The following is a 13,498-nucleotide window of genomic DNA, read 5'->3' as shown; positions in this document are numbered from 1 at the left end:
TCTCTTGAATGATGCGGATGTTAGAACTGAGAATGAGCCCGGCACGGGCCATCCATGAAGGGAACTGAAATGCGGCTTTCAAACTATCTCGCCGGTTGCGCGGCAGCGGCAGCCCTGACGCTGTCCCTCGGATCGGTGTCCGCCCTGGCCGACACCTTCGCCCTGGTCACCATCAACCAGCAGGCCCTGTTCTTCAACCAGATCAACGAAGGCGCAGAGACAGCCGCCAAGGCGGCCGGCGCCAAGCTGGTCATCTTCAACGCCAACAACGTCCCGAGCGCTCAGAACGACGCGATCGAGAACTACATCACCCAGAAGGTCGACGGCATCATCCTGATTGCCATCGACGTCAACGGCGTGAAGCCCGCAATCACCGCCGCCAAGAAGGCCGGCATCCCCGTCATCGCCATCGATGCCCAGATCCCCGACGGCGACAATGTCTCCTTCGTCGGCGTAGACAATCTCAAGGCCGGCGAGGATATCGGCAAGTTCTACGCCGACTACGTCAAGTCCAAGCTCAACGGCACCGCGAAGATCGGCGTGGTCGGCGCTCTCAATTCCTACATCCAGAACCAGCGGCTGGATGGTTTCAAGAAGGCCGTGGCCGCCAGCGGCCTCAAGGTCACCTTTCTCGACACCGTCGACGGCCAGAACGTGCAGGACGTAGCGCTGAGCGCCGCCGAAAACCTGATGACTGCCAATCCCGACATGACCACGCTCTACGCCACCGGCGAGCCCGCCTTGCTCGGCACCGTCTCCGCCGTGACCAGTCAGGGACGGACGGACGGCGTCAAGGTCTTCGGCTGGGACCTGACGAAGCAGGCCATCGAAGGCATCGACCAGGGTTGGGTGACGGGCGTGATCCAGCAGGACCCGGCCGGCGAAGGCAAGGCCGCGGTGGAGGCCCTGACCAAGCTCAAGAAGGGCGAGAAGATCGAGCCGATCATCAACGTTCCCGTGACCATCGTCACCAAGGAGAACGTCGACAAGTTCCGGGGCATGTTCAAGTAGGAGCGGCGGCCCTCTACCCTTCTGAACGAGGCGCGACTCCCTTCTCCCCTTGCGGGAGAAGGTGCCCCGAAGGGGTGGATGAGGGGTGTTGGCATCTCCTGCCAGGGTCGCGCATCTCCCCTCATCCGGCGCTTCGCGCCACCTTCTCCCGCAAGGGGAGAAGGCTTCCTGAGCCTCATTCGGCAAAAGCCCGCACAATTCGGGACAGACCTTTTATTGCCAGGCGGAACCATGATGGACAGTGGCGAACCCTACCGCGTCAGGATGACCGGTATCTCCAAGCGATACAACACGATCCAGACACTGGATGACGTATCGCTGATGCTCAGGCCCGGCGAGGTGCTCGGGCTGGTCGGCGACAACGGCGCCGGCAAGTCGACCTTGAGCAAGGTGCTCTCGGGCGCTGTGATCCCCGACTCCGGCACGATCGAGATCGACGGCAAGGTACAGTCCTTCTCTTCGCCCGCCGATGCCCGCGCCGCGCGGGTGGAGATGGTCTATCAGGACCTGTCGCTGTGCGACAGCGTCGACGTCGCCGGCAACCTCTTCCTCGGCCGCGAGCCCCGGCACCGCATCCTCGGCGTCCCCTTCCTCGACCAGCGCCGCATGCATGGCGAGGCTCGCGACATGCTCGACAAGCTCGGCATCGTCATCGCCGACACCCGGCTGAAGGTCGAGAATCTCTCCGGCGGCCAGCGCCAGTCGATCGCCATCGGCCGCGCCGCTTCCTTCAACCCTTCCGTGCTGATCATGGACGAGCCCACGGCGGCCCTCGCCGTTGCCGAAGTCGAGGCGGTGCTCGACCTGATCCGCACCGTCAGTGCCCGCGGCGTCAGCGTGATCCTGATCACCCACCGCCTGCAGGATCTCTTCCTCGTCTGCGACCGCATCCAGGTGATGTATGAGGGCCGCAACGTCGCCGAGCGGCGGATCGAGGACACCAATATCGAGGAGGTGGTCAACCTCATCGTCGGCCGCAAATTCAGCGCCCGCTCCGCCGGTGTCCAAACGAACGGCTCTCACCAGGACAATGGAGCCCGCGCATGACGGCCTCATCCACCACTCCTGCCCATCGCCCCCGTGTGCATAAGGCCCGCTGGCGTGACAAGGCGATGGCGAATGGCAGCATCATCTCGATCGCCCTGTTCTTCATTTTCGTCTGCCTGGTCTTCTCGATCTGGACCAGCGCTTTCCTCACGGCCCCCAACCTCCTCAACATCGTGCGCCAGTCGGCGCCATTGCTAATCGTGGCGGCCGCGATGACCTTCGTGATCACCACCGGCGGCATCGATCTTTCGGTCGGCTCGGTGCTGGCGCTCGCGGCGACCTTGTCGGCGGCCTCGCTCCAGGCCGGCATTCCCTGGCCCTTCGTCATCGTGCTGATGCTGGCAATGGGCGGGGTGATCGGCGCCATACAGGGCTTCTTCATCGCCTATGAGCGCATCCCCGCCTTCATCGTAACCCTCGCGGGCCTGTCGGTGATCCGCGGCCTCGCCCTTCTGATCACCGCCGGCTATTCGATCCCGGTCGAGGCGCAGAGTCCTTTCACGGCGATCGGCCGCGCCTGGTTCCTCGGCGTGCCGGTACCGGCCCTGATCGCCCTCGTGGTGCTGGTGATCGCCTTCCTCGTCTTCAACCGGACGCCGTTCGGACGCTATGTCACCGGTGTGGGGGCCAATGCCGAGGCCGTGAGGCGGGCGGGCGTCAACACCCGCTTGGTGGTGCTGTGCGTCTATATCCTCTCCAGCATGGCGGCATCCGCCGCCGGCGTCATCCTGGCCGCGCGTCTCGGTTCCGGCTCCTCCAATGCGGGCCAGGGTTTCGAGCTCGATGTCATCGCGGCCGTGGTGCTGGGCGGCACCAGCCTGTTCGGCGGGCGCGGAACCGTGATCGGCACGGTGCTGGGCGCCCTGACGGTGGCGGTGATCGCCAACGGCCTGGTGCTGGCGCATATGTCGCCCTTCCTGACGCCCATCGTCACCGGCTCGATCATCCTGATCGCCATCTGGCTCAATTTCCGCCTGTTCAAGGGCGCCATGAGAAGCCACTGAACTGGAGCCACTGAGCATGGATCACCTGTTCCAGCCCCGTCCCGCCGAGCGCAAGCCGATCGGCATCCGATCCGGCACCGCCATGACCGTGCTCGGCCCCGTGCCGGTGGACGACCTCGGCATCACCCTGATGCACGAGCACATCCTGCTCGACGGCGCCCGCACCTGGAAATGCCCGTGCCACCCGGACGAGAAGGCGATCGCCGAGCAGGCGGTGAATATCGAGATCATCGGCGAATTGCGGATGAACCCCTATATGAACCGCGACAATGTCTCGCTCGATGACAGCGACCTCGCTCTGTCCGAGCTCAAGCGTTTCCAGGCGCTCGGCGGCCATACGGTGATCGAGGCCACCAATATCGGCATCGGCCGGGCGCCCGAGAAGCTGGCGCGCATCTCCCGCGCCTCAGGCATGAAGATCATCATGGGCACCGGCTTCTATCTGGAGCCGACCCATCCCGACTGGCTCAAGGCGATGGATGTCGAAGAGGTGACGCAGTTCATCGTCGACGATGTCGGCGGCGGGGAGGAGCAGCCGCCGATCATGGCCGGGATAATCGGCGAAGTCGGCGTCAGCAAGGATTTCACGGCCGAGGAAGAGAAGTCCCTGCGCGCTTCGGCGCGCGCGGCCGGGATCACCGGCCTGCCGCTTTCCATCCATCTGCCCGGCTGGGAGCGTCTCGGTCATCGCGTGCTCGACATCGTCGAGGCCGAAGGGGCCGATCTCCGCCACACCGTGCTCTGCCACATGAATCCGAGCCATGCCGACCTGCCCTATCAGCGGGCCCTGGCCGAGCGCGGCGCCTTCCTCGAATACGACATGATCGGCATGGACTATTATTTTGCCGACCAGGACGCCCAGTCCCCCTCCGACGAGCAGAATGCCACCGCGATCCGCGCTCTGGTCGACATGGGGTTCACCGACCGTCTTCTGCTGTCGCAGGACGTCTTCCTGAAGATCATGCTCACCCGCTATGGCGGCTTCGGCTACGGCTTCATCCTGAAGCATTTCGTGCCGCGCCTCCTGCGCCATGGCGTGGAGCAGGCCGCCATCGACCGCATGCTCGTCGACAATCCCAGATCCGTGTTCTCCGCCGCGGCGTGAGCGCACCCATCCGTTTCAAGGAGTGACCATGTCCAAGAAGAAGATCCTGCTCGCCGGCGAATCCTGGGTCTCGACCTCGACCCATATCAAGGGCTTCGACCAGTTCCCGACCGCGACCTACCACACCGGCGCCGACGAGCTTCTCGCCGCCCTGAAGGACAGCGCCTTCGACATCACCTTCATGCCCGCGCATGAGGCGCAGCGCCATTTTCCGCAGGATATCGAGGCGCTTTCGGCCTATGACGCCGTGGTCCTGTCCGATATCGGCGCCAACACGCTGCTGCTCCATCCCGATACCTGGATCCACTCCAAGCCCACGCCGAACCGCCTGCGCCTCCTGCGCGACTATGTGCAGAACGGCGGCGGCCTCCTGATGTTCGGCGGCTATTTCAGCTTCCAGGGCATCAATGGCGGCGCGCGCTACCGCAAGACCCCGGTCGAGGAGGTGCTGCCGGTCGAATGCCTCGCCTTCGACGACCGCGTGGAAGTGCCCGAGGGCTACGCTCCCGTCGTCATCGGCCCGGCCGGCCATCCGATCCTGCAGGGCCTGGGCACGGAATGGCCCGTCCTGCTCGGCTATAACGAGGTGATGCTCAAGCCGGACGCCGAAGTACTCGCCACCGTCTCGTCCGACTATGGCTCCCAGCCGCTGCTGGTGACCGGCACCTATGGCAGGGGCCGCACCGTGGCCTGGACCTCCGATGTCGGCCCGCATTGGCTGCCGCCGGGCTTCATCGCCTGGGACGGCTACAAGAAACTGTTCGAGCAGATGCTGGTCTGGGCGACCACGAAGGGCTGAGCCATGGCCGTGCATGTCGTCGGCAATGTCTGTGTCGACACGACCTTCCGGCTGGAGCGTTTCCCGGTTCCCGGCGAGACGCTCAATGCCTCCGGTCACGCCGACGGCGTCGGCGGCAAGGGCGCCAACCAGGCCATCGCCGCCTCCCGCACGGGCGCGGACGTGACGCTGTGGACCGCCGTGGGCGACGACGCGGCGGGAGGCTGGATCGCCGATCGTCTCGCGGCTGAAAACCTGACCTGCCGCCTCACGGCCAAGCCCCCGCCCACCGATCGCTCGGCGGTGCTGGTCGAAGCCGGCGGCGAGAACATCATCGTCACCGGGAGCCTGTGCGCGGAAGCCTTCGATCCGCTCGCGGAAACGGATATTGCAGCCAGGATCACGTCCGGCGACATCGTGGTGATGCAGGGCAATCTTTCGACCCGGGCCACCGCGGCCTGCCTGGAACTGGCCCGGCATCGCGGTGCCCGTACGATTCTCAACCCCAGCCCGCTGCCCGCAGATGCGGGGAAGGCACGGAATCGGAGTGTCGATCTTCAGATCGACATATCGTCGCGCGACTACAGTGACGTCGACCCGAAGGTCGACACTCCCACATTGCCCCTGCCCTTGGCCGATATCGTCATCGTCAATGAGGGGGAAGCCCGCACGCTGACCCGCAGCGGCGATCCCGCGCAGGCTGCCGCGGAACTCCTCCGGCAGGGAGCAGGCGTGGTTCTCGTCACCCTCGGCTCCCGTGGCTGCCTCATTGCCGAAGACGAGACGGGAAGCACCCGCCGCCTGCCTGCCCCGTCGGTCATCGCCGTCGACACCAGCGGAGCGGGCGATGTCTTCTGCGGCGTCTTCGCCGGCGGCATCGATCTCGGCATGACGCCGGCCGACGCCGCCAGCCTTGCCATTGCCGCGGCTGCCATCGCCGTCAGCCGCAACGGCACCTCGGATTCCTGCCCCAGCACGGCAGAAATCGGGAACCTCATCAGGACATTGGAAACGGAAAAGCCATGACACCTTCTCCCAAACCCATCGGCCAGGCTGCCGGCGACGCGCTGACGAGCCTCTATGGCAGATCCAAGGTCGTCATCGGCGTGGTGCATCTTGCCCCGCTCCCCGGTTCTCCGCGCTATCAGGGCGAGGCTGTCGAGGCCATCTACCAGCGCGGCCTCGACGATGCGAAGGCCTATCTGCATGGCGGCTGCGACGGCGTGATCGTCGAGAACCACGGCGACATCCCCTTCGCCAAGCCCGATGACATCGGCCCGGAAACCTCGGCCTATATGTCGGTGGTCTCCGACCGCATCCGGCGCGCGCTCGGCCGACCCATTGGCATCAACGTGCTCGCCAATGCCGCCATTCCTGCGCTTTCCATTGCCAGCGCCGCCGGCGCCGGCTTCATCCGGGTCAACCAATGGGCCAATGCCTATGTCGCCAATGAAGGCTTCGTCGAGGGCGAAGCCGCCCGCGCCATGCGCTTCCGGGCCAAATTGCGCGCTCATGGCATCCGCATCTTCGCCGACGCCCATGTAAAGCACGGCGCCCATGCCATCGTCGCCGACCGGCCGGTGGAGGAACTGGTCAAGGACCTCGTCTTCTTCGATGCCGATGCCATCATCGCCACCGGTCAGCGCACCGGCCATGCCGCGGATCTGAGTTATATCCGCATGATCAAGGAGGCGGCCGGCCTGCCGACCCTGGTCGGCAGCGGCGTTACGCCCGACAATGCCAACGACATCCTCGGCATCGTCGATGGCGTGATCATCGCCAGCGCGCTCAAGCATGACGGCGTGTGGTGGAACCCGGTCGATCCCGCCCGCGTGACCGCCTTCATCGCCGGGCTGGCGAGATGACGTCGCCGGCAATCAAGGCCGAACGGCTGCAGCAGCGTCTGGAAACCTTTGCCGACATCGGCGCCACGCCGGCGGGCGGCGTCAACCGCCAGGCGCTCAGCCCGGAAGACCGGGAAGCGCGGCGCCTGCTGGCCGAACTGGCCAAGGCTCGGCGCTTTGGGGTCTTCCAGGACGCGATGGCCAATCTCTTCATCCGCCGCAGCGGCCGTGACGACCGCCTACCGCCTCTGTTGATCGGCAGTCATCTCGACAGCCAGCCGACGGGGGGGCGCTTTGACGGGGCGCTGGGCACGCTCTCGGCCTTCGAGGTCCTCGAGGCGCTGGAGGACGCAGGCGCGCAGACGCCGAGCCCCATCGAGGTGGTGGCCTGGACCAATGAGGAAGGCAGCCGCTTCGCGCCCGGCGTGATGGGATCGATGGCCTTTGCCGGCGCGGCGGATCCGGCCCAATGGCAATCTCTGGCCGGCAGCGACGGCGCCTCCTTCGCGGACGAATTGGCCGCCACGCTCGCAGCCCTGCCCGAAGCAGCGATGCGCCCGCTCGGCATGCCCCTCTCCGGCTATATCGAACTTCATATCGAGCAGGGGCCATCCCTCGAAAAAGAGGGCCTCGCCATCGGCGTGGTGACGGGGGTCCAGGGCACCCGCTGGCTCAAGGTCACCGTCACCGGGGAGGCCGGCCATGCCGGCACCACACCCCTGCCCTATCGCCGCGATCCGATGGTGGCGGCCGTCGGCATGATGCATCAACTCCAGGCGAGCGTGATGCCCTCCGATGCCGATGCAAGGCTGACGGTCGGGCGGATCGCCACCATCCCGGGATCGGTCAACGCAATTCCCAAGGCCGTGACCTTCAGCCTCGACATCCGCCATCCCTCCGCTGGCAGGCTCGATGCCATCGTGGGCGACGTGCAGGCGATCTGCCGTGCCGAGGGCGCGAAGCAGGGCTGCTCGGTCGAGATCGCCACCGCCTTCGACATGGCGCCCGGTGTCTTTGCGCCTGAGATGATCGATACGATAGAAGCCGCGGCCCGCCGCCTGTCCCTGCCCTGCAAGAGAATGGTGTCCGGCGCCTTTCACGACGCGCTGTTCCTCGCCCGCGTGGCGCCGACGGCGATGATCTTCGTTCCCTGCCGGAACGGCATCAGCCACAACGAGGCCGAATATGTCGAGCCCGCCAGCATAAGGGACGGCGCCCGCCTGCTGTTGGAGGCGACGATTGCCGCTACGACCACATAGGGGAAGCTATAGAGGTACGACATCGGCGGCTTGCCCTGGACAGTTTGAGCCTGCCGCCGCGCCATGGTAGGAAGAAGTAGCAAGATTGCGCGGTAATGGGAGGACCCTTCATGGCCTCGGTTGAGAAAGTAAGCGTCGCCCTGACAACCAAACAGATTTCCAGTCTCAGAAATGCGGTCGAAGCAGGTGAATACGCGTCGACCTCTGAGATCGTACGTGAGGCACTACGGGATTGGGAATTCAAGCGTGAGGCTCGTTTGGAGGAGATCAACCGGCTGCGCCAGGCCTGGGAAGAGGGCATTGCCAGCGGCCCCAGCCGCAAGACCGATCTCGAAAAACTCAGAGAGGAAGGCCGCCGCCGGCTCGCGGCAATCAAGGCGGCGCTCTGATGCCGGCGTCCCTGATCTGGACGCCGCAATCGGAAGAAGATCTGCTCGATATCTATGTGACGATCGGCATCGACAATCCGACTGCCGCAGACCGAATCTACGACCGGTTGAGGGACGCAATACGCTTACTACGCGACAATCCCCGACTAGGCGCCGCTCGTCCCGAAGTCGGTAAATTCGCACGCATTCTTGTGCATCCACCCTATCTCATTCTTTACCGGGTCAGGCCCGACGATGAAGCGGGACCGGTAAGCGAGGTCGAAATCATACGCATCGTGGACGGGCGGCGCGATCTTGCAGCCTTGTTCTGAATTCCGATGAATACATCCCGCTTTATTCCGCCAAAACCCGCGTCGATGGGAAGGTCACTTCCACCAGCGTGCCCGAATTCTTGGTAGACTGGATGGTGAAGGCGGCCCGGTTGGCCTCCACCAGCGCCTTGGTCAGGGGCAGGCCGAGGCCGGTGCCGCCCAAAGTGGTCGAGGCGACCTGGCGGAAGGGCTCCATGGCGATGGCGAGTTCGCGCTCGGTCATGCCGACGCCTGTATCCCGCACGCGCAGCACGGCCTCGCCACGCTCCGACAAAGTGGTCGAGATGATCGCCTGCCCGCCCGCCTGGGTGAACTTGATCGAGTTCGACAACAGGTTCAGCACGATCTGGCGCATGCTGCGGCCATCGGCCACCACATTGGGCAGGTTTCCGGCCAGCGCCATGCGGATGATGATGCGATCACGGCTGGCCTGGGGCTGCATCAGGCTGACGGACTGCTGGACGACTTCGTTGAGATTGACGCTGGAGAAGCTGAGATCCAGCTTGCCGGCCTCGATCTTGGATAGATCGAGCAGGTCGTTGACCAGACTGATCACATGCTCGCCGGAGGTGTGGATATCGCGGGCATAGGAGCGATAGCGCTCATTGCCCATCGGGCCGAAGCGCTCCTCCATCATCACCTCGGCAAAGCCGATGATGGCGTTGAGCGGCGTACGCACCTCATGCGAAATCTTGGCGAGGAAGTCGGATTTCTGCGAAGAGGCTTCCTCGGCCTGACGCTTGGCCGCCGTCAGCTCGCTCTCCGCCTTCTTGAAACTGGTGACGTCGCGCAGCACGGCGCAGAAGCGCTTGGCCTCCTCGCCATTTCTTTCGCCGCCGAGGCGCCCGATGGTCATGAACAACGGCACGGAACCGCCCTGGCGCACGCGCCCGATCACTTCGCGGCCATCGTTGAGCAGGCTGGCCACGCCGTTAGAGCGCAGGCTGTCGAGATAGTCGAAGGCGGCCCTGTGGCTTTCCGGCGCGAACAGCAGCAGGAGGTCCTTGCCGATGATCTCGCGCTGCTCATAGCCGAACAGCGCCTCGGCGCTGCGGTTGACGCTGACGATGCGGCCCTGGCGATCGAGAATCACCACACCGTCGGTGGCCGTGTCGAGCACGGCCTGAAGTTCGTCGGCCCGACGCTCGGCGGCCCGGAGCTTGTCGGCACTGACCTCGCCGAGCGGGCGGCGAACGGAGATGAGCAGAGCGCTTTCCCCGTCCCAATGGGTGGTCTGCACGCGGCCATCGACGGCAATGGTTTCGCCCGAGGCCGTCTTCAGGAGCACACCGGGATTGGCATCATCGCCGGTTGCGACAGGCCCGCTGCCGGCAAAGACATGGTCGAGACCGCCGGCCTGGCGGATCGCCTCGACATCGGGATAGCCGAGCAGTTCGAGCATGGTGCGGTTGGCGAATTGCAGATCCTCGCCACGGGCGATGAAGATGCCGATCGGCAGCCGGTCGATTAGGGCGACCGGTACCTTGTCGAGACGCCCGAGCTTGATCGGCCGTGCCACAGGCTCCGGCTCGCCGGCAGGCGCCGCTTCGCCCGAGGTCTCCTCCGGCTCCGCAGCGACGTCCTCCAGCCAGCGGATCTCGTCGGCGCTCAAGACCGGCGCGATGGCGGGTTCGGCGGGCTTGGGATCCGGCTCTAAAGGAGATATCTCCGCACCAGGCTTTTCGGCGCGGGCTTCCGGTTCCGGCGTGGTTCCGGCTTTCTCCCGGTCGCCATGATCCGGCGCAGGCGCAGGGCGTGGTTCCGGCTTTGCCGGTTCCACCCGGCGCTCGCCCTCGATACGCGCTCCGAGCGCTTTCGCGATTTCGTGGAAGGCGATCCGTTCCGTCGGCGTCAGGCTGTGCCGTTCGAGGGGCGACCGCTCCGAGGCGGGTTTTTCTGATACAGGCCGCTCGGAAACCTGCCGTTCCTGAGAAGGCTTGCTCGGCAAGCGCACGACATTGCTGCCGGCCTTCCCGGCGGGTGCACGGAGCGCCGGCGATTCCGGAGCAGGTGCCGCTGCCGGTTCCTCTTCCTCCGCCGGATCGGCGTCCTGCCAGACGATCGCAGGCTTGGGCGATGGTGCTTCGGCATCGGGCGGGGTCGACAGCGACCGCGGCAAGCCGGCCATGCCAAAGCCGCGGAAACCGGCAAACTGCCCCTCGCCCCGGAATTGCGGCGACGCGCTCAAGGTGATTGGCGTTTCCTGACGTGTGACTGAATCGGGCCACAGGAAGGACAGGCCCGTCCACGTGCGCTGGCCGGCAAAGGCCGTGGTAATGGCCGTGGTGTCGCGCAATCCATGTGCCGCAGCGATGTCGGCGAAGCGCCGGCCCGTCCAATCGGCGGCCCGAGGGCCCAGGGCTTGCGCCAATTCGGCTGAAACGGAGACGAAACGTCCCTCGGCATCGGTCTGAAAGACGAAGCGCAAGGGCTTGGTGCGGGCCGCCGGCGACGGCTCGGACGGCTGTCTCTGCATGGGCTCCGGCGGCGAGGACAGTGGGGCATCGGGCCTGGCCGGCTCTGCCCTTTCGCCATCGGCCTCGACCCAGCGCCAAGCGCCGCTCTGCTCGAAGCGCTTGGCGACGGGCGGCTCACCGGAAGCAGTCGAGGCCGGCTCCGTGCCCGGCAAGGGCGGCAGCGTGTCCGTCACCGAGGGCGGCGCCCAGCTCTGCTGGCGCCGTCCGCGCGGAAGATCAAGCGATTGCACCAGCAGCCCGAGAAACCCCTCCGGACCGTCGAAAGACCGGCAGGCGCAGGACAGGGTGTCGAGGGCCCCCATGCCGGGCAGGCGAAGGCGGTCGAGCCGCATGGCCCCCGGTCTCGGCAGTTTCCGGGCAATGGCCGCGATCTGGGGCGAGAGCGAGACCAGAGCGGGGCTCGACTGCTGACGCAGGATGTCGGCCGGCAGCAGCCCCAGGCTTTGGGCGCCGGCACGGTTGGCCCAGGCGAGCGCGCGCCCGTCCAGATGCCAGACAAAGGCCGGGCGCGGATCATCCATCAGCGCCTGCAGGCGCTGATCGGCCATCAAAGCCGTCCGCAACATCGCCTCGATCATGCCGTTTTCCAAGAACCTGCCGAAATGACTAACAAAGTATGAATACAGATGGAAAACAAAAGGGTAAATCGCCCCTCCCCCGTCATCCCCCGCTGATCTCAGGCATGGTTAAAACGCCGAGCCTGCGCTATCGTCACCTCACCGTCACCGGCCAGGGGACGGGGCAACGGAGGAGACGCCAATGACAACCAAGCCGCCGAACTTCGAAATTCCGTCCGAGATGCGCGACCTGGCGGAAAAGAGCGTCGATCAGGCCAAGAAGGCATTCGATGGTTTCATGGGCGCCGCCTACAAGGCAGCCGGTACTCTCGAAGGCACGAGCGATGCCATTCAAACCGGCGGCAAGGATATCGGCCGCAAGGCCTTGACCTATGCCGAGCAGAACGTTGCGGCCGCCCTGGATTTCGCCTCGAGCCTGGTCAAGGCGAAGGACCCCCAGCAAGTGCTGCAATTGCAGAGCGATTTCATCAAGGCCCAGCTCCAGGCCTTCGGCGAGCAGGCCAAGGATATCGGCGCCACGGCGAGCAAGCTGGCCACTGACGTCACCAAGCCGAAGAAATAGACAGGCCTCGGCGAATCGGCCTTGCCCGGATTGCCGCCAGGCAGCCTGGCAAGGCTGCGGCCTCCTCGACTCCACGGAACGGGCTTGCCAGCCTGCCGGGTGGCCGAGATGACTGCAAGACCTCACGAAAAGGCCCCGAGCCGGGCCTTCGGTGGAAAATCCGCTCGGCGCGAGGTAAAATATTGCTCAGGATTTACACGACAATAATTCAACATAACTGAACTATTCTTGCGGTCATCGCAAAAAGACAGTCCTGTCCTGCGAATGACGCATGTCTCTTCGTACGGACGGCGGCTTTTACTTTCCGTTGCGTAACGCCCCCTTCCTCCTCGGAGCGAAAGAGCGTCAATTCGGCCGGAAATTGCCACAAAAGGGGCTATTGCAACGCAATATCGGTCGATATTGCGTCAATTGCCTGTGCTTCGGCTGGCCGCCAAAATTCACCGAAAGGCATAACTTTGGGCATGAATCGCCCAAAATTTGCGCTTTTATCTGACGATTGTGCACTGCAACAGAGTTATTGCATCGCACAAGGGCATTTGATATAGATTGTGGCAGGTGAGGTTGCCCCTCGTTGCAGCATGTCGTGCCGAAGGCTCCTCCAGACGTTTCGTTAAGTCCAATTTCACCCTTACTTCCAAGGAGCGTTCTATGGTTGCCGCCAAGAACAAGACTGAAACTGAACTGGCCTTCGAAAATCTCTCCAAACTGGAAATTCCTGCTTCCGTCCGTGACTTCGCTGAGAAGGGCGCCGCCCAGGCCAAGGACACCTATGCCAAGATCAAGGTTGCTACCGAGGAAGCCTCCAGCGCTTTCGAAGGCGCCTACAGCACTGCTTCCAAGGGCGTTTCGACCCTCGGCCTGAAGGTCCTGGAGTCCGCTCGCACCAACACCAACGCTTCCTTCGATCATGCCATCGCCCTGTTCGGCGTGAAGACCTTCTCCGATGTGATCGAGCTCAACACCGCCTTCCTGCGCAAGCAGGCTGAAGCCGTCTCGGCCCAGGCCAAGGAATTCGGCGAGCTCGCCCAGAAGGTCGCCAACGAGACGATCGCTCCGGTCAAGGCTCAGGTCGAGAAGACCTTCAAGAGCGTTGCCTGATTTTCAGGTCCGCTGACGTTTCGAGGCCCGGA

At 64.6% G+C, this 13,498-nt stretch carries 13 protein-coding genes; 12 read left to right on the top strand and 1 reads right to left on the bottom strand.

Features of this window, described 5'->3' with window-relative positions:
• Positions 1-69 precede the first annotated feature (69 nt).
• The 10 genes from C5L14_RS07400 (at position 70) to C5L14_RS07355 (ending at position 8,748) form a co-directional block, all read left to right on the top strand.
• Positions 70-1,011 carry an ABC transporter substrate-binding protein gene (locus C5L14_RS07400; RefSeq protein ID WP_105861415.1) on the top strand — a complete coding sequence of 314 codons (942 nt, stop codon included), beginning with the start codon at positions 70-72 and terminating at the stop codon, positions 1,009-1,011.
• 231 nt (positions 1,012-1,242) lie between these two features.
• On the top strand, positions 1,243-2,058 hold the full coding sequence (locus C5L14_RS07395) for an ATP-binding cassette domain-containing protein (RefSeq protein ID WP_105861414.1): 816 nt from the start codon (positions 1,243-1,245) through the stop codon (positions 2,056-2,058).
• On the top strand, positions 2,055-3,062 hold the full coding sequence (locus tag C5L14_RS07390) for an ABC transporter permease (protein ID WP_105861413.1): 1,008 nt from the start codon (positions 2,055-2,057) through the stop codon (positions 3,060-3,062). The genes C5L14_RS07395 and C5L14_RS07390 overlap by 4 nt, the downstream gene beginning before the upstream one ends.
• Before the next feature lie 16 nt (positions 3,063-3,078).
• Entirely contained in the window at positions 3,079-4,167 is a 1,089-nt protein-coding gene (locus tag C5L14_RS07385; RefSeq protein ID WP_105861412.1) for a phosphotriesterase family protein, read from the top strand.
• Positions 4,168-4,195: 28 nt separating this feature from the next.
• Positions 4,196-4,966, top strand: a complete 771-nt coding sequence (locus tag C5L14_RS07380; protein WP_105861411.1) for a glutamine amidotransferase — start codon at positions 4,196-4,198, stop codon at positions 4,964-4,966.
• Between the two features lie 3 nt (positions 4,967-4,969).
• Complete coding sequence (locus C5L14_RS07375; RefSeq protein WP_105861410.1) at positions 4,970-5,971, top strand: ribokinase; 1,002 nt, start codon at positions 4,970-4,972, stop codon at positions 5,969-5,971.
• Positions 5,968-6,810: a BtpA/SgcQ family protein gene (locus tag C5L14_RS07370; RefSeq protein WP_105861409.1), complete on the top strand. Its 843-nt coding sequence runs from the start codon at positions 5,968-5,970 to the stop codon at positions 6,808-6,810. The genes C5L14_RS07375 and C5L14_RS07370 overlap by 4 nt, the downstream gene beginning before the upstream one ends.
• Entirely contained in the window at positions 6,807-8,048 is a 1,242-nt protein-coding gene (locus tag C5L14_RS07365; RefSeq protein WP_105861408.1) for a Zn-dependent hydrolase, read from the top strand. The genes C5L14_RS07370 and C5L14_RS07365 overlap by 4 nt, the downstream gene beginning before the upstream one ends.
• Before the next feature lie 110 nt (positions 8,049-8,158).
• Positions 8,159-8,437, top strand: a complete 279-nt coding sequence (locus tag C5L14_RS07360) for a ribbon-helix-helix domain-containing protein (protein WP_105861407.1) — start codon at positions 8,159-8,161, stop codon at positions 8,435-8,437.
• On the top strand, positions 8,437-8,748 hold the full coding sequence (locus tag C5L14_RS07355; RefSeq protein WP_105861406.1) for a type II toxin-antitoxin system RelE/ParE family toxin: 312 nt from the start codon (positions 8,437-8,439) through the stop codon (positions 8,746-8,748). The genes C5L14_RS07360 and C5L14_RS07355 overlap by 1 nt, the downstream gene beginning before the upstream one ends.
• 22 nt (positions 8,749-8,770) lie before the next feature.
• Here the strand turns inward: C5L14_RS07355 and C5L14_RS07350 are convergent, their stop codons facing one another.
• The gene (locus tag C5L14_RS07350) at positions 8,771-11,803 is read right to left on the bottom strand and encodes a PAS domain-containing protein (protein WP_245443295.1); all 3,033 of its coding nucleotides are present in this window, start codon (positions 11,801-11,803) and stop codon (positions 8,771-8,773) included.
• Between the two features lie 181 nt (positions 11,804-11,984).
• Between C5L14_RS07350 and C5L14_RS07345 the strand changes: the two genes are divergently transcribed.
• Together C5L14_RS07345 and C5L14_RS07340 are read left to right on the top strand one after the other, a co-directional pair.
• On the top strand, positions 11,985-12,365 hold the full coding sequence (locus C5L14_RS07345) for a phasin (RefSeq protein ID WP_105861405.1): 381 nt from the start codon (positions 11,985-11,987) through the stop codon (positions 12,363-12,365).
• Between the two features lie 651 nt (positions 12,366-13,016).
• Positions 13,017-13,466, top strand: coding sequence for a phasin (locus C5L14_RS07340; protein ID WP_105861404.1), 450 nt, complete (start codon positions 13,017-13,019; stop codon positions 13,464-13,466).
• Positions 13,467-13,498 lie beyond the last annotated feature (32 nt).

It is taken from the genome of Labrys okinawensis (genome assembly GCF_002982075.1).
Classification (GTDB): Bacteria; Pseudomonadota; Alphaproteobacteria; order Rhizobiales; family Labraceae; genus Labrys; species Labrys okinawensis_A.
This window is presented reverse-complemented; position numbering and strand designations above follow the sequence as displayed.